Here is a 20,561-nt window from a genome sequence, read left to right as displayed (position 1 = left end):
AAAAACCTTTCAGCGGAAGAGAAACTAAGAAAGGCAGAAGCTAGAATTAAGTATTTGGAGGCAGAAAATGATTTCTTAAAAAAGCTAGAAGTTCTCGAGAGGCAGGCGCTGAAGAAAAAACGTTAAAGGCATTGGAGAAGTATCAACTTTTGAATTAACGATTAGGACACACCAGCTAAAGGGACAACTATCCACACTTTGCGAATTATGTAATGTCAGTAGAAGTGGTTATTATGGATGGCTTCAAGGGGAGAAGAGACGACAATTTCGTGATGTCCTTCAGCATAATAATTATTCCTTTTTTCAATTCGCCAACTAATCTTGTGTCTGGATTTTGAATCATATCACCAAATTGAATTCGGTAATCTCTCATGAAAAGCACCAAGCCAAAAAGTATTTTTACCTAATTTTCACGAACAATGTTCCTTTTTAACTCTAAATAAAACATATGTTCGTGCATTGTGGAAATAGGAGGTCTTAACGATAAGACCTGTAGGAATATTATGAAGGGAGCAATTTGTCTCCGTTGCCAGATAATATCACGTTTTTATTTTAATTGAACTATCTTTAAGGATTCGTTTGTAATTTGCCCTTATAAGGTAAATTAAAACCGCCCGTTTTCCGGGCGGATACTTACTCTTCAAAGCATACAGATGCACCTGATTCTAATACACTCGCAATATATTTCGATACTTCTACATGAACAGGGTGAATTAGATAAGTCTCCATATCTTCCATTGAGGAAAAATGAGTGATTAAGAGGATATCATACGAAGTTTCTTCGCGTCGTATATCCACCTGAACTTGTATTCCTCGTAGGGCTTCAATTTTACCCTCCATGCTTAAAAGCACAGATTTTGTTTTTTCGATATTATCATAATTTCGTTCTTTCAATTTAATAAGCAAAGTGTTTGTTATCATTTGTTATCCTCCATTTTTTTCTGATAATATCTGTCTGGCGACTGTTGAAGCCTTAGCACTGTGTGAGCGACTTCCTTCCCATTCACTAATAGCACAATTCGATGCTCGCCCGGATAGTGTCGGCGAGTCGTCAAATTTGACCAATTGTGTATTCTTGTCCCTGAAAGATGTGTGCCGCCGGATACTTTTTTATTTGACAAAAGAAAAGACTTACGGCTTGTCTGACCTTTTGCTTTTACAAAGTCGATTCCATATTCTATACGAATATATACTGATTCACCGTGACGGATATCAACTTCATATTGGAACTCACATCTTTCACCTATTGTCAATACGGTAGGTTGTGTCGATATTGAAGCATTGGTGGTAAGTATCGGTTCCTTTGTATAACCGAATAATTCCATCGCTTCGGGATTTGCGTTTCTGATTAATGTTCTGCAACCATGTCTTATAATCCAATCTGTGTGGGGATTTTCACCAGCCCATCGGCCTGCGATTTCAAGTACGACGTCAGGATTATCCTTTGAAATGTCATTGAGATTATTGGCGACACTTTTACGCACATATAGAGAAGAATCTTCCTTGAGTAGTTCTAAAACAAATAAAACAGGTGTGGGATTTTTCTTAAACATGGGCAGCACCTCCCCCCACGGAAGCCGGGGGCGACAACCTTCACTAGCAAACCGCCGCAGATGTTCATTAGGATGCTTTGCCAATTCTGTCATACGATTCATTACTAGCTCCGGATCACGCAGTAAAAACGGCCTTATGGCAAACTCAGAAGATGATTTTTGTGTGAAGTTTTCAAGCGCTCTCATGGAAAGGTCCCAATGTTCTTCTGCCTGCCCATATACAGTTACAAAATCAGGGAAGAAAAGATAGGGAAACCCTACACAATCATCGGCAATCTCAAATAATATGTCTAGAGCGTCTTCATATCTGTTTGGCAAAAAAACTCCAAGTTTTTCGGAAATCCGTCGAGTACGAGCCTTGAGTCCCAGTTTGTCCCATGTTTCATCCATTACAGAAGCGATAAAGTCTGCTGTATGAAAAGCACGGTATACCGACTGAACTTTTTTGCTAAACTCTAATAAAAAATCTTTAGTATAAATGTCTTTTAATTGTGCTACCAACTTATTCACCTTCCTGAAAACGTCATGGTAAAGGTTATAGAAATTAAAATTAACCAGTTTTAAAGATTTTTTTTATTTACCAGCTAAGACGATTTTCAGCGTGGTAATCTTTTGATCTTTTATGGTGAAATAATAATCAAGCGCAACCGGACTTCCGTCAAAGTTTCCGGAAATTGTAGCAAGTACAACCATTTCCCCATTCTTTCCTACGGCATTTGTAACATCAGTTTTAACCTGTAAATTGTTATTAGCCTTGACAATATCCGCCTCTATAGCAGTAGGACCGTGATAAGCCAATCCTTCATCATAGAGTATGGCATCTTCTGCAAAGCATTTAGCAAGTAGGCTGCTATCATAAGAGTTTGATACTCGAAAGAAAGTTTCAATAGCTTCTGGTAATTGGAATTTCATTGTTATTAACCTTCTCTTTTTTATTTGGTGTATTAAGTTGTTCGAATAATACCGCCGTCAATTGTATGCTCGGTCCCTATGATGTAAGAAGAACGGTCAGATACTAGAAAAGCAACAAGTTCAGCCACTTCTTCTGGACGCCCAGTACGTCCTATTGGGATACCTCCAAGTGAATCCATCAAATTTTGCCGTGCCCCATCATAATCTGTACCTAAATTTTCTGCCATTCTCTTGATAAGTCTTTCAGCTGCTTTTGTTTCAATGGATCCGGGTGCGACAGTATTTACGCGGATTCCTTTGGGCGCAAGCTCCGTTGCAAGCCCCTTGCTGTAGTTTGTGAGAGCTGCCTTAGCTGCCGAATATGCCATTGTATTTTCACCGGGGAACCGACTCTGAATAGATGTAATATGGACGATAACCCCATTTCCCTGTTCGAGCATTGGGGGCAGTAATCCTCGATCAAGCCGAACAGCCGCAAATAAATTTGTTTCAAATGTTAACTGCCAATCCAAATCTCTTTGTGCTAGTACGCCTCCAGTTGGCGCAGAAGAACCTCCAACATTGTTGACCAGAATATCAACACCGCCAAAACGTTCTAGTATCTCGGTTACAATTTTAGTAGTTCCATCGGGTGTGCTAATGTCTGCCTGAATAAATAAATCTGATGTACTCATCTCATCTGGAGTTTTTCGTGCAGTAGTGATAACCGTTGCGCCTGCACGAGTGAGGCGTTTCACAATCGATTCGCCAATTCCTCCATTAGTTCCGCCTGTAACAAGAACACGCTTTCCATCTAGTTCATTCTCGTAAAATGATTTATCCTTAAAAGTAGTCATAGTTTCCTCCATTTTTTGATTTTTAAGGTTGTGGATTACCACATTTAAAGTATACTGACTAAAACCTGACGACAGGGAGTCATGTTATCATTATTAAATTTTGTATTTGCAAATAATTTCATTCAATTTACCTTGAATCATTTCACGAATATTTTGTGGTGCTAATACTTCAATATCAGTTCCAAAAGAGAGAATATAGTGAAACAGCCATTTGCTTTCCGGTAAAGAGGTTACAACCGTAAAAGAGCCGTCTTGATTTCTGATTATTTCTTTTTCGTCAAATTCATCAAACACTCGATAAGCCCCTTCTGGAGCAATCTGCAATTGCACGTCAATCCACTTTTGAGAGTTCTGTTCCATTTGATCTGCTGACAGTTCTTCTGGTGTTCTTTCTGTGAAAAATTCCTGTGATACCTCGACATTGGAAATACGTGAGACTTTAAAGATTCTATATTCATTTTTAATTAAACAGAACCCTTGGAGATACCAAGCTTTAACCTTGAAGATAAGCTTTAGCGGTTCGACCTTTCGGGCGCTTTTCTCACCAGATGAATTAAAATAAGTAAATTCAATAATCTGATGGCTAAGGATGGCGTTTTTAAGGATTGTAAAATCACTTGTTTTATTCTTATCGCTTCCCCAGGGAGATAAATCCACTTCAATCCAATTTGTCTTGCTTTTATTAAACAAACGCCTTAATTTTGAAAACACCCTGTGAGTTTCAGGGTTTTGTGTAACAGTCACGCTCTGCAAAGCAAACAAAATTTCATTTTGCTCTTCTTCCGAGAGCACGGATTTATTTAGGACATAATCATCTAGCAACGATATCCCGCCACCTTTTCCTTGACTTGCATAAACGGGAATACCTGCCGAAGATAATACATCAATATCCCGATAAATAGTTCTTACAGATACTTCAAATCGCTCGGCTAGTTCTTTGGCTGTGGTCTTTTTTTTATTTAACAGAATATATACAATTTCAAAAAGCCTATTAATTTGCATGATAATCACCTCAAGTACATTATTAAATATATAACTTGACAACATCGCGTCATATTATTCGTCTAAAAACTTTCGTTGCTTGAATTTAATAGCAATCTGCCACAATCGGACGCGAGTAGAAACAAAAATAGTGTTCTTTATTAAGCAAGCATTAGATAGCTTTTTTCTAGCAAATAGAAATAATTATGTGCTTTTAACTATAAGCTACATTGCTTTCAAAAGGAGAGTAATAGAATTTATTTTGTTTATAGCTTTTTGTTCTTTTACCGAGTGATCATTCAATGTGTCAAATGACGGTACACCTCAGCCTCTGATTCTACTAAATCATGGATAATAATCATTTTTAATAATTTCGTTGTGTTTACCTTTTCTTTTAAGAATGGCTCTTTTAACATAGCAATTAATGATACTCTCCATGTGTGCTCTGCCACACTTTTGAACATCCAACTACATTTCAAACTTTAGTTTTTCTTCTAGTTTTATTAGTTGTAGATCGTTTGTAATTCATAAATCATTTGTTGCCCGCCAAATTCAAAAGTGTTTCAGTACTTGATTGCATGCGGATTTTAAACTTTTATGAGTCTTTCATCAATTAGTATGAATCGGATTGATCCCGATGTTATTGGTGGTAGTAATTGTGATACTCTTTTATATTGATACTTGGATTGTATAAAGTCTTTGTAACGCGCAATAACCCTTTTTCTTCATCAAAATCATTCCACTTGAGGGCAAGTAATTCTCCAATTCGCAAACTAGTAAAGGCAAGTGTGGTTAAAATTAAAGAATCCATTTCTATGCCATCTGAATCAGCGGTGCGTAAAAATCGTGCTAGCGCCACTTTCTCTAAAAATTTTATCTCCTCTTTTTTGCTTTCAATCTCTCCAACCTTACTTGATATTTTGGCAATTGAGTTTTTTCAGAGAGGTTAATTTTAATGAGTCCAAGTTCAACCACATGATTAAAAATCATTCAACCGCAAGCAAGGATACTTTACAAAAATTCGGCTTTACTTTTCTGATAGCTCAACTATTCTTTTTTGATAAATTTGTTATTAATTTTCTTAAGTAGATATGGTCCCCATACAAATATAAAGTGTTTCATTTCTTTGCTACGTGCTCTTACAACTGCTTATTTTTGCCATTTTGGCGCATATTTTTATCCAGTCTTGAGCAAATGATTCAGGTTTAGTTTTTTTACAAATTTTCCAGTTTCGTAAAATTAGGCTTTTGGATCAGTAACAATACCCATCTATTGTACATAAGTTGTTGATGAGAATTCGGAATATTTAGTATTTTAATCTGGTATACAGTTCTTTTCGATTTAACTCGGCTGTTCCCGTTTCAAGTTGCTGGCCCTATAGTTAATTTATTTGAGGAGGAAAAGAAAATGAATAATTTCCAAAGTGAACTACAAATGCTGAATGTTGGCGATTTCCAAGCGACTCAGGTAGTCCCTTGGGATCAAAATCAGTACTATGCCTATACCGATCAGGATAGACAATTCTCTGGTGTTGGTTTTGGTGTTGGTTTTGGACGATGCTTTAGTTGTTTTAGCTGTTTTAGCTGTTTTAGATGCTTTAGCTGTTTTAACTGTTTTAGATGCTCTAATTGCTTTAGGTGCTCACATTGCTCACATTGCTCACGTTGCTCCAGCTGCGGCGGCGGTGGTCGTTGCGGCGGTTGAGGCAGATAATCCGGTTAATAGTTTAGTTTTCTATTTGAAAAGGTCCCCTGCATTGTTGCAGGGGTCTTTCACTCTAAGATAAGACATAACGGACAAATTGCAGTACATACGATGGAAGTGGAAGTGATAATGAACATTTATGGTAATAAGGGGTAAGGAGGAGAGAGATGGCAAATTTGAACCCTTCTATGCGTCTGAAAGTGAAAAGGGACACGTTTTATCTCCCTGAACCAAACAGAGGTGTGTATTTTCGAAACAACTTAAGTTCATTCAGTATCGAAGGCAGTGGAATCGATCAATGGGTTGAAAAGTTGTTACCGATGTTCAATGGGGAGCATACGTTAGAGCATTTGACTAACGGATTGCCTGGTCCATACCGGGATCGGGTATATGACATTGCAGAAGTGCTATATGCGAATGGGTATGTTCGTGATTTAAGCCAGGACCTTCCGCATCAATTGTCGGATTATCATCTTAAAAAGCATGCATCTCAAATTGAATTCGTGGACAATTTAGTTGGTTCTGGGGCGGCCCGTTTTCAAGTTTTTCGTAAAGCCAAAGTGCTGGCAGTTGGCTCCGGTCCTATTATAAATTCATTGGTTTCTTCTTTGATTGAATCCGGCTTGACTAAGATCCAAGTGCTAATCACAGACGAGGTTCCGACCAATAGACAGAGGTTAAAAGAACTCGTGGAACATGCACGTAAAAAAGACCCAGAGGTTAACTTAAAGGAGGTTCCGCAAAAGAAGGAGAGTTGGCGAGAAATAGTGAAACCCTTTGATTCGATTTTGTATGTGAGTCAGGAGGGAGAACTAGAGGAACTTAGACATCTTCATAGAGTTTGCAGGGAAGAGAAGAAAATGTTTCTCCCCGCTATATGCCTGCAGCAGGTAGGTTTAGCAGGTCCATTAGTACATCCAGATTCCGAGGTATGTTGGGAAACCGCATGGCGCAGTTTACACTATTCTGTCTTATTCAAAAATGAGCAAGTCCCTGCCTTCTCTGCCACTCCGGGATCGTTGTTAGCCAATGTAATCGTATTTGAATTGTTTAAAGAGGTTACAGGAGTCATGGGATTGGAACAGAGTAATAGGATTTTTCTTCTGGATTTGGATACATTGGAGGGAAATTGGCATTCGTTTTTGCCTCATCCACTAGTAACAAGAGATATATCCGCTGAATGGATTGAAGATGTCGAAAACCGGCTCCAAATTGGCTTAGAGAAAGTTGAGCCAGGTAAATTACTTCTTTATTTCAACCAGTTGACGTCCGAGGAGTCGGGAATCTTCCATATTTGGGAGGAGGGAGATTTAAAGCAGCTTCCGTTAGCTCAGTGCCGCGTTCAGGTAGTCGACCCGTTGTCAGAGGGACCAGCTGAGTTGATGCAAGATATTGTCTGTTCGGGTTTGACTCATGAGGAGGCACGAAGAGAAGCAGGACTAACTGGTATTGAAATGTATGTGTCACGAATGGTCCGTTTGGTTGTTAATACTCTGCCACTAAATAAAAATGTTGATGGAAGTTTAGTAGTACCGGAGGAGATCGTCGGGGTTGGAGCTGGTGAATCGATTGTGGAAGGTGTTTGCCGTGGGTTGCAAAAGTGTTTGGCAAAGGAGCTTAGCAAGCAACATCTGAATCAGAAGTATTCTGTTTCTCGAGTACAGTTGAGTTATATAGAAGATGAGAGATGCCGGTTCTATTTAGAAGCACTGACTACGATGCAGGAAGCACCAATTATCGGAACTGGAAAGGAAGTATCCGGTTTTCCTGTTGTATGGGTGGGTACGAAAGATGGATGGTATGGCAGTGCAGATTTAAATATAACAATGGCGTTACGGAAGGCATTACAGCAGGCAATTATCAAAATGCAAAACAAATCGGATTCCTCTAATGAACTAGCCTGTGAGGTAACGTCCGTACTTTTGGAAGAGAAGATGCCGGTTAGTCTTAGCATTCCTGCGTGTGAAGAGAGGATACAAGCGGACATCCTACAAGGAGCCATGGAAATATTGAAACGGAATGGAAAACGTGTCTTAGTATTCGAATTAGGGCTTGAACCTGTTTTAAAAGAGCAACTAGACGGAGTGTTTGGTGTTTTGCTGCGAGAGGAGGATTCACAATGAGTTCCTTCGTGTTGATTGTCGGAGAAGGGGTGCTGGCGGACCGTGTAAGCGAAGAACTGTCAGCACACTATCTAGTTATTCGTAGGTCCAATTTTGAGGAAGGGGTTCCAAAAAATACGGATTTGGCACTTTGTTTGGATGATGGTTGGGAACCCTCTGTTCATCAAAAGGCGGAAGAAGTGTTTCGAAAAACTGGTACTCCCTGGCTCAGAGGATTCGTTTCATTTGGAGAAGGTGTAGTTGGTCCGCTCGTACGACCAGGTGAAGCAGGCTGCTCTCAATGTGCGGACATTAGACGTCTCATGTGCGGACATGACCGCACGGAGATGTGGGACGTGCAACAGAGGCTGGTTGTGGCTGGAAGAATGGGAAGTGACCCGTGGGCTTCAAGTACAGGACTTTTGCAAATGGCTTACCTGATTGGGGTTGAGGTACAGAATTTATTACAAGGTGATCAGGCTTATTCGGAAGGTAAGGTATATCTAATTGACTTGAAAACACTGAAGAGCTCGTTGCATTCTTTTCTTCCCAACCCGTTGTGTCCAGTCTGTGGTCGATTACCCGACGACTCACAGATATTAGCCCGAATTTCACTGCAGCCAAGTCCGAAAATCAGTTCCAGCATTTTCCGCTGCCGTCCGTTGGATGAGATGAAAAAAGTTATCCTCAAAGACTATCTGGATAATCGTACTGGCCTATTGAATAGTAAAATGTATGACCTAGTGCCTCCTTTTGCTGATGCTAGTGTCAATCTGCCTATGTTAGAGGGGGACGAGGGAACAGCAGGCCGGACTCATTCATACGCAGAAAGCGTGTTGACAGCCATTTTAGAGGGTTTGGAGCGGAACTGCGGTTTGGAGCCACGTGGAAAACGGACAGTAATCCATGATAGTTTTCGTAACCTGGAAAACCAGGCACTTAATCCATTGAAGGTAGGCGTACATGCAAAGGAACAATATGCGCAGCCTGGTTTTCCATTTAAATCGTTTGATCCAGACTGTCCTATTAATTGGGTATGGGGTTATTCGTTATTAGAAGAGTGTCCAATTCTGGTTCCAGAGCGCCTTGCCTATTACAGTGTTGGATGCGGGTCACAAGGTTATATCTATGAGACTTCCAATGGATGTGCGCTAGGAGGAAGTTTAGAGGAGGCCATTTTCTACGGAATTATGGAAGTGGTCGAGCGTGATTCATTCCTAATGACTTGGTACGCGAAGCTGAACCTTCCGCGACTGGATCCTTTTACAGCTGACGATCAGGAGTTGGAATTAATGGTCGAGCGGATGCGAGCGGTCGCTGGTTATGATTTGTATTTGTATAACTCCACGATGGAACACGGTATTCCAAGTATTTGGGCAATGGCTAAAAACAGAAAGGAAAAGGGATTGAATCTCATCTGTGCGGCCGGAGCTCATCTGGATCCAGTACGGGCGGTGAAAAGCGCGGTTCACGAGCTTGCTGGCATGATGCTGAACCTTGATGAAAAATTTGAGGCGAACCAGGAGGAGTATGAAAGAATGCTGTATGATTCTTCCCTGGTGAGGCAGATGGATGACCACGGAATGCTGTACGGTTTGCCGCAAGCAGAAGAGCGCTTAAGCTTTTTGTTTGACAACAATGGCCCAATGCGGACTTTTAAGGAGGAGTTTAAGTGGAAGTCGAATCATTCGGATCTTACCGATGATTTGCAAGACATCCTTCAGGTATTCCGTCAGTTAAACCTTGATGTAATAATAGTAGACCAGACGGCACCGGAGACGATACGAAACGGATTGTATTGCGTAAAAGTACTGATTCCAGGGATGCTGCCTATGACATTCGGTCATCACCTTACCCGCCTGACAGGGCTTGAGAGGGTACTCCGAGTTCCAATGGAGCTTAGGTATACGAATAAACCATTGACACCAGAACAACTCAATCCACATCCGCACCCGTTTCCTTAAGCTGTGATTAGGAGGTTGAAGATGAGTTTGGAAGAATTTCTGCACAACCTGCATTTTAATATTGATAAGGCAAATCAGCCGAACAAGGAAGTGGATTGGGAGAATGCACCTCTTGCATATAAACTCTATCGTGGATTACCGGTTGTTCCATTGTCCGCGGAAGTACCGCTGACGCTTACTGGAGGAGAACCTCCCGCAAGACTGGACCTTAATAGAGTCGGTCATTTTCTCTGGTATGTATTTGGTTTTACACAATTGAGCCAATCAGTCTTTCCAATTGATTCCACAGAACAAGAGTCCTACCCTTTGCAGTCGTATCGGCGGTTTGCTCCTTCTGGTGGGGCGTTGTACCCTAACGAATTGTACGTGTATTTAAAGGTGGAGGGACTCCCTGATGGAGTCTACCATTATGATGTAGCACACCATAGCTTGGTATTGCTACGGGAAGGGAATTTCGATTCCTATTTAGGCAGGGCTCTAGGTAATCGGTGTGACATCTCCTCGTGTTTTGGTACTGTCTTTGTGTCGACAATGTTCTGGAAAAATTTCTTTAAATACAATAACTTTGCGTATCGACTCCAAGGTTTGGATGCTGGTGTGCTGATTGGACAGTTAATGGAGGTAGCGAAACGGTTTGGCTTCGCCTCAGGTGTGTACTTTCAATTTCTTGATACTGCAATCAACCATCTGCTTGGACTATCCGAACTGGAGGAGAGCGTATATAGTGTAATCCCACTATCGGTGGAAGCCACCATCTGGTCTACTAACGGAAGGGACCTATACAAAAGTGTTATCTCCGAGGAATTGAGACAAGAGCTGCCGGCGATTCAAACAAGACATTGCGAGAGGTCACTTAATGTCAAAGAATACCCGACGATAACTGCGATGAACGAAGTTTCTAAGCTGGATTCCACTTGGTCATTTCGGGTGATCGAGGGGAGGGGAATTGCGGAACGTGTGGATTCCGCAGTGGCATTGCCTCATATAAAGTCCCTGCCGTATGATCTGGCCGAGGCCTGCGGAAACCGATTTTCTCCCGACATGGATTTCGTTTTGGGGAGGGTGAGTCAACAACAACTGGCTACCCTTCTCCTAGAAGCAACGGTTTCTTTTTCATGCAGAAATGATTTGGATGAAGCATATATGAGTAATGGCCCTCGTGTAACAATTTACTGCTGTTTATATAATGTCGAAGGTATTTCAAATGGGGCTTACTATTATGACAGCACAAAGCACACGTTAAGAGAAGTATGTCCAGGAGACCATCGACTCCATTTGCAGTCTGGAATGTCTCTAGATAATGTGAATTTGCTCCAGGTACCACTTTGCCTGCATGTGGCTGGTGACAAGGAATTCTATAAAACAGAACTAGGATTTAGGGGCTATAGAATCCAACAGATGGAAGCAGGCATGCTCGTGCAACGATTGCTTTTGGCTGCAGCAGCTCTCGGGATGGGAGGGCACCCGCTTCTTGGATTTGACGTGAATTTGAGTGATAACCTCTATAAAATGGATCAAGAAGGAAAGACCAGCCTAATCCAAATCCCAATTGGTCCCTATCGCCCTCGTCCTTGGCTGAAGGGAAGTTTGCACTGCTAGTTTAGGATTAACATTGTGGAAAAGCTATTTGTCTTGTGAGGGACTATATAATGAATAATTATTAAGAAGGTTATATATGTGGATATTGTGGGAAATATCACCATGAATTTCTAATGAGTTATGGAAGTCCTGTTCTGATTATTGCTACGACATACCATCAGAGGAACAAAAAACCGAATAGAGATTAAGCATGGGAGCTTGGGGAGTAGCGATTCTATTTAGTGGTATAGCGGAAGATGTTAGCTTTAGAGACAAGGATTTATTAGGCAGTAATTATTCAAATAAAAAGTAAGTAGAATGATTGTGGAAGGAATTACATTTTTTGGTTGTTGTTTGCGCTAATACAGTGGAAATTAGGAAGACTCCAAGAGGAAATTAAAAATAAGGCACTTCAAATTATAGATAGAGGTAATGACCTTGAGCATTGGGAAGAAGATCCTAAATTAAAGAAGAAGCGTGAAACAGTTCTTCTTCAACTAAAAGGGCAATTAAACTCTCCACAACCACAAGCTAAAAAAGTACCAGTTTTATGCAGAGATATAGGTAATTATATAGATCTGTATAACTGTGTTCATTTCGCCTTAATGAGAGAGAAAATAAGCTGGTTATTCTAATAAATCCATTCATAATGAAAGTCGGCATGATGTAATAAGCAGCTTCACCTCCTGACATATAAGCGTTTATAAATAATTTGCTAAAATAGTGAGAAAATAGGCTTCTTATTAGTTGACTAACTTTTGAGAAGTCTCTTTTCTTCTTGTTGGTTATGTGGCGATAAATATTTCTATAAAGCTTTTAAAATCTAATACAAATTTGCCTTTCAATAGCATCTGATATTGCCATTGTTTTATCTTCAATGCCATAGCATTTCTGATGATAGAATATTTAAAACAACTATCTAATAATGGGGTTTTTTCTATAATTTTTTTTGCCTTTATATACTGCTATTGACAAAATAGAGTAAATACTCTAAAATTGTTTTTAGAGTATTTACTCTATTTTATACTGGAGGTCATTCAGTTGAGTAAAACGAAAGAGAGAATTATAGATACAGCCTTAATGATGTTTAATGAGGAAGGTGCAAGCTCGGTCTCTACAAACCATATAGCCAAAGAGCTTGGCATAAGTACTGGAAACCTTTATTACTATTACAAAAATAAAGAAGAGATAATTCGAGCCATTTTAGAAAAAATGATTCAGGAATGGGATGTTGTTTGGCAAGCTCCTAGTTCAACATGGAGACCTACCCTTGAAGACCTAAAATCAGTCATAAGGATTAGCTTTCAATTAGAGTGGAAATATCGCTTTTTTTACCGAGAGCTTATTGTATTGATGAAAATTGACCCAAAACTAAGAGAGAGGCACCAGCAAATTCAAGCGCAACGGATGATAGAGCAAAAGAAGTTCTTTCAATATTTTATAGAGTCTGGTGTCCTTAGTATTCCTGATGATCAATCTAAAGTAGAAGCCTTACTAACAATTAGTTGGATAATAAGTAATTATTGGCTTGCTTTTCTTGAGACTAATGGCGAGGAAATCTCGGAAGACAAGATTGAGAAGGGGATTGAATTAATTATGATGGTTATTCAACCGTATATAAATGAAGGGGGGGTAGCTAAATGGAGAAAGAAAAAGATAAAATGTCAAGAAGAACATTTTTAAAGAAATCTGGGGCCACTTTTTTTATAGTGACTTGGGCTGGCATAACTTGGAGGGCGGTAGATCAAGGTGTTTTTAGTACAGGTAAAGGACCTGCCTTTGAGCCGTGGGATACCAGTAAAGAAAATGTCAAAACAGGCACACTTGCCCTTGTTAATAATGCCATTTTAGCTTCTAATCCTCATAATACACAGCCTTGGCTATTTAAAGTAACAGATAATTATATAGAATTGTATGCAGATGAGAGCAGAAATCTAGGAACTATTGACCCATTTAGAAGAGAGATGTTCATAGGATTAGGATGTGCCATTGAGAACATCATGTTATCTGCGGAAGCACATGGCTATGAATCAAGCCTTTTCTATAAACCGAATAGCTTGGATCCCTACTGTATTGCACGAATCAATCTCGAATCTGGTGAAAAATACGAATCTCCACTCTATAATGCCATCCCTTACCGACATACACATCGCGGAGCATATGATTTGGACCAACCAATCGAAAACAAAGTGCTTAATGAAATGGAAAATATCATTTTAGATGAGCTAAAGGTAAAGCTTTCATGGTTTACCACCCGTGATGAAAAAAATAAAATCGGTAATCTAATTGTACAGGCAACAGAAGCCATTATCTCTGATAAAGAAATGAGTGCAGATAGTAATAAATGGTTTAAGGAGAATTGGAAAGACATTCAAGAGGAACGCGATGGAATAACATTAGATGCACAAGGTGGCTCTAATCTAATAAGAGCATTTGGAAAAATATTACCTCCACTATCACATGAAAAAAATGATCAATTCTGGTTATCTGCAACTCAAAGCACCCATACAGCTACAGCCATGGCCTATGGTTTCATTTCTGTGAAAAATTCTAGTGATAACGAACAACGTGCAAGGGCAGGAAGAGCCTGGCAAAGAATTCATTTATACGGAACATCACTTGGAATAGGTATGCATCCCCTCAATCAATTAAATGAAATGGCAGATCGTGAGAAAGCTCTTCAGGCACCTGACCATTTTAGCGCCGAGTTAAAGAAGATTACAGACCCTTCATGGAATGGATTATTCATTTTTAGACTTGGTTACCCGTTAAAAGAAACAAATAAAAGTCCTAGAAGGGCAATAAGTGAAGTAGTTTTATAGAATTTGATCTATTCGATAAATCTAGTAGATGGGAGGCTGTCTAACAGTCTCTTTTTTTTTATGTTCTTATTTTTAAAGCTATTGAAAGCTCCATTTTCTATCTTATATTGGAAAATGTTAGAATATAGAGGGAAGGGGATACTATTTGATGGAAATTAAAAAGCTAGAATTAATGAATGTGAGAGAGATTTGGAGAAGTGAGCCAAGGAAGGTGGAATTTACTACTCTATTATTGTTAGAAAAGATAGCTGTTCCATACAATTAGTAATTGATAAAGCTAGTAATGAGTTAAATAAAAAGATTTTTGATTATATTTATTTATCCTATGAAGAAATAGAAAAAGGCTTTGGGGAACAAATAACCTGGAGGAGGATGGAGCAAAAGAAATCTAGTAGAATTCAAATCGATATGGAAGACTGCTCTCTAGACTCGATACTTGGGATGATGGATTGGATCAAATTGTCACCAAATTTATTAAATGGGAAAGAGTATTTACTCCAATTATTAGAAATATTTCAACACAAGCATTGGATTAATAGGTAATCAAAAATAAATATTTTTATAGATAACAGATTAAAGTAACATTGCTAAATCTAGACTACTCTCTATGACAAAGAGGTAGTCTTTTTTTGCGTTCTCACGATATTGCTGAAACCGTTAAAGAAAACACAGACTATTTCCCCATCTTCCTATTGAAAATAATTATCATTATCACTATAATAGGTATTATTGAGAAATGTTCTCATTCTGTATTCGTGGGGGGATATGACATGAATTTATATGATGTAACGATTATCGGTGGGGGTCCTGCTGGTTTGTATAGTGCTTTTTATAGTGGTTTGAGGAGTATGAAGACGAAGATTATTGAGGTACAGCCTGTTTTGGGTGGCAAGGTGAATATATATCCGGAAAAGATTTTGTGGGATGTTGGTGGACTTCCGCCAACTCAGGCACAGCAGTTTGTGCAGAATTTGGTTGATCAAGCGATGACTTTTTTGCCGACGGTTTGTTTGAATACGAAGGTGGAAGAGATAACGAAGCAAGGTGAGATATTTGTTATTTCAACGGATTCAGGGGAGGTTCATTATTCCAAAACCATCATTGTTGCAGTTGGTGGGGGAATTTTGAATCCTATTAAGCTTGAATTAGCAGGTGCCAAAAAGTATGAAATGGCGAATTTGCATTATACGATTCTTGGGCTGCAGCGCTTTCGTGGCAAAAAGGTCCTAGTTTCTGGTGGCGGAAATGGGGCGGTTGATTGGGCTGTGGAGCTTTTGTCTGTGGCGAAGGAAGTCGTTGTTGTATATCGCAAGGAACAATTAACTGCTCATGAGTCTCAGGTTGAAAAGCTGAAAGAGCATGGTGTGGAAATAATACTGCAGGCGGAAATCCAATCCTTACTTTCCAATTCTCATAAAACAGCGATTGAACAAGTGATTATTTCTCAAAATGGGGAAGAGTATCCGATCGATGTGGATGATGTGTTAATTTGCCACGGCTATAATCGGGAAGTGTCTTTATCGTTCGCTGATGATATTCAGCCAGTGCGTAAGGATGATTATTATTTAGTTAGCCAAGGTCAATGTAAGACATCGATTCCAGGGGTTTTTGGTGCTGGGGATGTTATTTCGTATGACGATAAAGTAAATCTGTTATTGGGTACGTTCCAAGATGCGGCGCTTGCTGTTAATAATGCGAAAATGTATATCGATCCAAAGGCAGATCAATATGCAATGGTGTCTTCGCATAATGATAAATTCAAAGAAAAGAATCAAGAGTTTTTCAAAAAAACAATTAGATAAACTAGTAATCTTTTACTAAAAATGCGTTGACATAAAGAAAAAAATGGATTAGATTAATTAAGAATGATAATCATTATCAACTAAAAACTTAATAGATTGGTAGGGGTACATATGCAAACGAAAAAATCATTTTTACTATTTTTAACGCTTGTGATGATGACAGCTTTCGCATTAGTAGGCTGCAATAGTCAGGTGTCAAATGGCGAGGCGGAAGAAAAAGAGACAGAAACTGCTCCGGCAACGGATTCAGAATATCCAATAACGATTACACACGCTTTAGGTGAAGCGGTTATTGAAAGCAAGCCAGAGCGTATTGCTACGATTCAATGGGCAAATCATGATGTTGCGTTAGCACTCGGCATCGTGCCAGTAGGATTTTCAGCTGCAAACTTTGGGGTGCAAGATGATAGCGGGCTATTGCCATGGACAAAGGAAAAATTAGCGGAGCTTGGAGTAGAAAATCCAAATGTTTTCCAGGATACAGATGGTTTAGACTTTGAGGCAATTTCAGACTCCAATCCAGATGTCCTTCTTGCCGCATATTCTGGAATTACACCAGAGGATTATGAGACTTTATCGCAAATAGCACCAGTTATTGCTTACCCAACATCAGCATGGACAACGACATGGCGTGAGCAGATTACATTCAATGCTGCTGGCATGGGGATGAAAGAAGAAGGAGAACAATTAATTAAGGATACAGAAGCTTTAATTGCTGACAAACTAAGTGCATATCCACAAATCGAAGGAAAAAAAGTAGTATGGGTGAATTTCTCTGCAAACGATTTATCTCAATTACATATATATACGCCGATTGATTCTCGTGTCGCATTTTTAAAAGAGCTAGGAATGACCTATCCAGAAGGTGTTACAGAACTAATAACAGATCCAACGAGCTACTCATTGAATTTAAGTGCTGAAAATGTAAAAGTGTTATTTGATGCAGACTTGATTGTTGGTTATGGAGATGCTGCTCTGTATGAAACGATTAAAGCAGATCCACTCATTGGAAAAATTCCTGCAGTGGAAAGAGGTTCTGTCGCGTTTATTACAAGTGACACACCACTAGTAGCAGCAGGAACGCCAAATCCACTTTCCATCGCATACACTATTGATGAATATTTAGAGCTACTAGGTGAAGCAATTGATAACATGGAAGAATAATTCCTCTTCAACTGATAAGCAATTAGTTTTACATGTACCGAAGTATTTTTCACTCGTACTTATGACAGGAATAATACTATTAATCGTGACAATCATTGCTTCGCTTGTATTAGGGGCAAGGATGGTGAGCTTCCCGGAATTAGTGAATGGGTTACTTTATCAAAACCCTGATTCTTACGGAACAAGTGTCGTCCAAAAGCGAATATCTCGTACGGTTTTTAGTTTATGCTGTGGTGTTGCATTAGGTATTGCAGGAGTTCTTATGCAGGCAGTGACTCGCAACCCATTGGCGGATCCAAGTATTCTAGGAGTGAATACAGGTGCAGCGTTGTTTGTTGTTAGTGGAATTACTTTTTTTCAAATAACATCAGCAGGACAATACATTGTGTTAGCTTTAGTTGGAGCTGCCCTTGTAGCTGCTTTTGTATTTGGAATAGGTTCCATGGGACGCGGAGGAGCGACACCAATTAAATTAGTATTAGCAGGAGCTGCAACTAGTGCAGCTCTTTCTTCACTTGTAACTGCCATTATGATTCCAAGTTCTTATGCGATGGACCAATTTAGATTTTGGCAAGTGGGGAGTGTGGGCTCAGGTTCATGGGATTCTATCACCATTTTTGCTCCTTTCTTACTTGTAGGAGTGACGATTGCATTTGTGTCAGCACCAGCACTAAATGCATTAGCATTAGGAGATGATGTCGCATCAGGACTAGGGGTAAGGCCGGGGTTGCTACGAGTGCTTGCGATTTCCGCAGGTGTTATTTTATGTGGAGTCACAACTGCTTTAGCAGGTCCTATCGGCTTTATTGGCCTTTTGGCAACCCATGCGATGCGTATGGTCGTTGGGACTGATTTACGTTTTTTAATCCCCATGTCTGCCTTAGCAGGGGCAATTATTTTAACATTAGCGGATGTGGCAGGCAGGCTGCTTGGAAGTCCTGGAGAGCTTGAAGTGGGTATTCTTACAGCGTTTATTGGTGCACCAATCCTTATCTTACTTGCTAAGAAGTCGAAGGTGAGGTCATTATGAGAACTCAGATTGGTGAAATGAATTTTATTATGGCAGGGATGCGTAAAAGAAGAAGGCGCTGGATGTTTATTACTTCGCTATTACTTCTTTTATCCCTCATTCTTATGTGTGCGATGCTCTTGTTAGGGAATACGATCTACCCAGTAAGTGTCGTTGTTCGTTCTTTAATGGGAGAAGAAATAGCAGGAGCTAATTTTGCAATAAATACGATTCGATTACCCCGAATGATAGCTGGGGTTTTAGCGGGCTTTGCCTTTGGTGTGGCGGGGTATATTTTTCAAACGATGCTACGTAACCCACTTGCCAATCCAAATATTTTAGGAATCACCTCAGGCTCAAGTGTTGCTGCTGTATTCTGTATTACAGTCTTACATGCTAGTAATACGGTTATTTCGATAGCAGCAGTAATAGGTGGAGTCATTACTGTCATCATCATGTATCTTTTATCACGTGGCCGCTGCTCCTTTTCAATTGGTCGCATCATTATTATTGGTATTGGAATGCAGGCAATGCTGGATGCTGTCATATTATTTTTGATGTTAAAAAGTTCTCAACAAGACATCCCGGGAGTACTTAGATGGTTAAGTGGCAGTTTGAATGGCGCAAAAATGGGGGAGATACTGCCGTTACTAATCGTCGTTGTTGCGTTTACTCCACTCATGCTCATCCTTGGAAAGCAGTTAAGCATGCTGGAATTAGGAGAACAAATGGCACTATCACTTGGTGTAGCTACAGATAGAATGCGTATTACTTTAATCATAACTTCTGTCATAATGATTGCCATTGCTACAGCTACCACAGGCCCGATTGCCTTTGTGTCATTTTTAGCGGGACCTATTGCCAATCGATTAGTCGGAGTTAGTGCGTCAAACATTCTCCCGGCAGGACTAGTAGGTGCTAACCTTGTATTATTTGCAGATTTAATCGGCCAGTTTGCTTTTGAATATCGATATCCAGTCGGTGTAATTACTGGAATACTCGGAGCACCGTACTTAATTTATTTACTCATCCGAATGAGCCGAAAAGGAGAATTGTAATGAGCCATACACATGACTTTCGAGTTGGCGGACTTGTTTCTGGCTATGAAAATAAAACCATTATTCATGGAATTGACCTTGAAGTCCCTAAAAATAAAATAAGTGTCATTATCGGTGCCAACGGCTGTGGAAAATCAACCCTGCTAAAAACAATGGCCAAGCTCATTAAGCCAACTGCAGGAGATATCACGCTCAATGGGAAAGCCATACATAAATACCCACCAAAGCAATTGGCACGCATGGTCGGACTCCTCCCGCAATCGCCAGTCGTTCCAGACGGGATTACCGTTGCAGACTTAGTTGGGAGAGGAAGATTCCCACATCAATCGCTATTCAGCGGCTGGTCGAAAAAGGATTATGAAGCCGTGGAAGAAGCAATGGAGTTTATGAACATCACAGAATTTGCTAATCACGATATTGACGAACTATCAGGTGGTCAAAGACAGCGAGTCTGGATTGCCATGGCACTTGCCCAACAAACAGATATACTATTTCTAGACGAGCCAACCACGTTTTTAGATATCACCTACCAAATTGAAATACTAGACTTACTAACAAACTTAAATCGTAAATACGGTACAACGATTGTAATGGTCTTACACGATATCAATCTATCAGCTCGCTATGCAGACTATATTTTTGCAGTAAAGAGCGGAAAGCTCGTAGCAGAAGGAAGCCCAACAGAAGTACTGACTAGTGATCTAGTAAAATCGGTTTTTGATTTAAATTGCTTAGTCATCCCAGATCCAATATCAGAGACTCCTTTAATTATTCCAAAAGGGCGTTACCATGTGAAAAGTTGAGGTTGGTGTGTTCCTAAAGTTTTTTAGAATAGTTATTTTCAAACAAACGTTTGATCAATAATTTTTTTCGTGTTGTGATGATAGGCGTAAAAGAAGTTCGGTAATTATCGACTATTTTTTCAAGGTATATTGAAATAGAAAAAAGGCAAAATGAAAGAGGCTGGGACAAAACTAAAGAACACAAACAAAAAGACGAACAATATAATGGCCGACAATAAATACCGCTATTGATTTCCGTGCAAGACTTCGCTTTCCGCGGGTGACCCGCGAGCC

At 39.8% G+C, this 20,561-nt stretch carries 21 protein-coding genes and 1 pseudogene; 14 read left to right on the top strand and 8 right to left on the bottom strand.

Going from position 1 to position 20,561, the window contains the following annotated elements; all coding sequences use genetic code 11:
* Positions 1-205 precede the first annotated feature (205 nt).
* The 8 genes from LRP81_RS21505 to LRP81_RS21470 all read right to left on the bottom strand — a co-directional run bounded on the left by LRP81_RS21505 (position 206) and on the right by LRP81_RS21470 (position 5,141).
* The gene (locus LRP81_RS21505; RefSeq protein WP_230504985.1) at positions 206-373 is read right to left on the bottom strand and encodes a hypothetical protein; all 168 of its coding nucleotides are present in this window, start codon (positions 371-373) and stop codon (positions 206-208) included.
* Positions 374-633: 260 nt separating this feature from the next.
* A complete protein-coding gene (locus tag LRP81_RS21500; RefSeq protein WP_230504983.1) occupies positions 634-921 on the bottom strand; it encodes a Dabb family protein in 288 nt (95 codons plus the stop codon).
* A complete protein-coding gene (locus LRP81_RS21495; RefSeq protein WP_230504980.1) occupies positions 918-2,054 on the bottom strand; it encodes a hypothetical protein in 1,137 nt (378 codons plus the stop codon). Before LRP81_RS21495 ends, LRP81_RS21500 begins: the two co-directional genes overlap by 4 nt.
* 72 nt (positions 2,055-2,126) lie before the next feature.
* Positions 2,127-2,465, bottom strand: coding sequence for a nuclear transport factor 2 family protein (locus tag LRP81_RS21490; protein ID WP_230504978.1), 339 nt, complete (start codon positions 2,463-2,465; stop codon positions 2,127-2,129).
* A gap of 32 nt (positions 2,466-2,497) precedes the next feature.
* Entirely contained in the window at positions 2,498-3,301 is an 804-nt protein-coding gene (locus LRP81_RS21485; RefSeq protein WP_230504976.1) for an SDR family oxidoreductase, read from the bottom strand.
* Positions 3,302-3,394: 93 nt separating this feature from the next.
* Positions 3,395-4,348: a helix-turn-helix transcriptional regulator gene (locus tag LRP81_RS21480; RefSeq protein ID WP_317987107.1), complete on the bottom strand. Its 954-nt coding sequence runs from the start codon at positions 4,346-4,348 to the stop codon at positions 3,395-3,397.
* Positions 4,349-4,581: 233 nt separating this feature from the next.
* Positions 4,582-4,746, bottom strand: a complete 165-nt coding sequence (locus tag LRP81_RS21475) for an HD domain-containing protein (RefSeq protein WP_230504975.1) — start codon at positions 4,744-4,746, stop codon at positions 4,582-4,584.
* A gap of 176 nt (positions 4,747-4,922) precedes the next feature.
* The gene (locus tag LRP81_RS21470; protein WP_230504974.1) at positions 4,923-5,141 is read right to left on the bottom strand and encodes a site-specific integrase; all 219 of its coding nucleotides are present in this window, start codon (positions 5,139-5,141) and stop codon (positions 4,923-4,925) included.
* Positions 5,142-5,689: 548 nt separating this feature from the next.
* Here LRP81_RS21470 and LRP81_RS21465 point away from each other — a divergent pair.
* The 14 genes and pseudogenes from LRP81_RS21465 to LRP81_RS21405 all read left to right on the top strand — a co-directional run bounded on the left by LRP81_RS21465 (position 5,690) and on the right by LRP81_RS21405 (position 20,288).
* Positions 5,690-5,986 carry a heterocycloanthracin/sonorensin family bacteriocin gene (locus LRP81_RS21465; protein WP_230504973.1) on the top strand — a complete coding sequence of 99 codons (297 nt, stop codon included), beginning with the start codon at positions 5,690-5,692 and terminating at the stop codon, positions 5,984-5,986.
* Positions 5,987-6,153: 167 nt separating this feature from the next.
* Positions 6,154-8,109 (top strand): putative thiazole-containing bacteriocin maturation protein, encoded by a 1,956-nt coding sequence (locus LRP81_RS21460; RefSeq protein WP_230504972.1) that lies wholly within the window; start codon positions 6,154-6,156, stop codon positions 8,107-8,109.
* Positions 8,106-10,052: a TOMM precursor leader peptide-binding protein gene (locus LRP81_RS21455; protein WP_230504971.1), complete on the top strand. Its 1,947-nt coding sequence runs from the start codon at positions 8,106-8,108 to the stop codon at positions 10,050-10,052. The genes LRP81_RS21460 and LRP81_RS21455 overlap by 4 nt, the downstream gene beginning before the upstream one ends.
* A gap of 21 nt (positions 10,053-10,073) precedes the next feature.
* Positions 10,074-11,651 carry a SagB family peptide dehydrogenase gene (locus LRP81_RS21450; protein ID WP_230504970.1) on the top strand — a complete coding sequence of 526 codons (1,578 nt, stop codon included), beginning with the start codon at positions 10,074-10,076 and terminating at the stop codon, positions 11,649-11,651.
* A gap of 329 nt (positions 11,652-11,980) precedes the next feature.
* Positions 11,981-12,265, top strand: coding sequence for a hypothetical protein (locus LRP81_RS21445; protein ID WP_230504969.1), 285 nt, complete (start codon positions 11,981-11,983; stop codon positions 12,263-12,265).
* A 406-nt stretch (positions 12,266-12,671) separates the two neighbouring features.
* The gene (locus LRP81_RS21440) at positions 12,672-13,313 is read left to right on the top strand and encodes a TetR/AcrR family transcriptional regulator (protein WP_230504967.1); all 642 of its coding nucleotides are present in this window, start codon (positions 12,672-12,674) and stop codon (positions 13,311-13,313) included.
* Positions 13,271-14,452 (top strand): Acg family FMN-binding oxidoreductase, encoded by a 1,182-nt coding sequence (locus LRP81_RS21435; protein WP_230504965.1) that lies wholly within the window; start codon positions 13,271-13,273, stop codon positions 14,450-14,452. Before LRP81_RS21440 ends, LRP81_RS21435 begins: the two co-directional genes overlap by 43 nt.
* A 216-nt stretch (positions 14,453-14,668) precedes the next feature.
* A pseudogene (locus tag LRP81_RS23530) lies at positions 14,669-14,815 on the top strand (DUF4268 domain-containing protein); the annotation flags it as partial.
* Positions 14,816-14,824: 9 nt separating this feature from the next.
* Positions 14,825-14,995, top strand: a complete 171-nt coding sequence (locus LRP81_RS21430; RefSeq protein ID WP_230504963.1) for a hypothetical protein — start codon at positions 14,825-14,827, stop codon at positions 14,993-14,995.
* Between the two features lie 227 nt (positions 14,996-15,222).
* Positions 15,223-16,254, top strand: coding sequence for an NAD(P)/FAD-dependent oxidoreductase (locus LRP81_RS21425; RefSeq protein WP_230504962.1), 1,032 nt, complete (start codon positions 15,223-15,225; stop codon positions 16,252-16,254).
* 111 nt (positions 16,255-16,365) lie between these two features.
* On the top strand, positions 16,366-17,418 hold the full coding sequence (locus LRP81_RS21420) for an iron-siderophore ABC transporter substrate-binding protein (protein ID WP_230504959.1): 1,053 nt from the start codon (positions 16,366-16,368) through the stop codon (positions 17,416-17,418).
* A 61-nt stretch (positions 17,419-17,479) separates the two neighbouring features.
* Positions 17,480-18,448 carry a FecCD family ABC transporter permease gene (locus LRP81_RS21415; RefSeq protein ID WP_230504987.1) on the top strand — a complete coding sequence of 323 codons (969 nt, stop codon included), beginning with the start codon at positions 17,480-17,482 and terminating at the stop codon, positions 18,446-18,448.
* Positions 18,445-19,485, top strand: a complete 1,041-nt coding sequence (locus LRP81_RS21410) for a FecCD family ABC transporter permease (RefSeq protein ID WP_230504957.1) — start codon at positions 18,445-18,447, stop codon at positions 19,483-19,485. Before LRP81_RS21415 ends, LRP81_RS21410 begins: the two co-directional genes overlap by 4 nt.
* Positions 19,485-20,288, top strand: a complete 804-nt coding sequence (locus LRP81_RS21405; RefSeq protein WP_230504955.1) for an ABC transporter ATP-binding protein — start codon at positions 19,485-19,487, stop codon at positions 20,286-20,288. Before LRP81_RS21410 ends, LRP81_RS21405 begins: the two co-directional genes overlap by 1 nt.
* Positions 20,289-20,561: the final 273 nt, after the last annotated feature.

The sequence above is a fragment of the Sutcliffiella rhizosphaerae genome (assembly GCF_917563925.1).
In the GTDB taxonomy this organism is placed as follows: domain Bacteria; phylum Bacillota; class Bacilli; order Bacillales; family Bacillaceae_I; genus Sutcliffiella_A; species Sutcliffiella_A rhizosphaerae.
The sequence above is the reverse complement of the archived record's forward strand: the minus strand, read 5'-3'. Positions and strand labels throughout refer to the sequence as shown.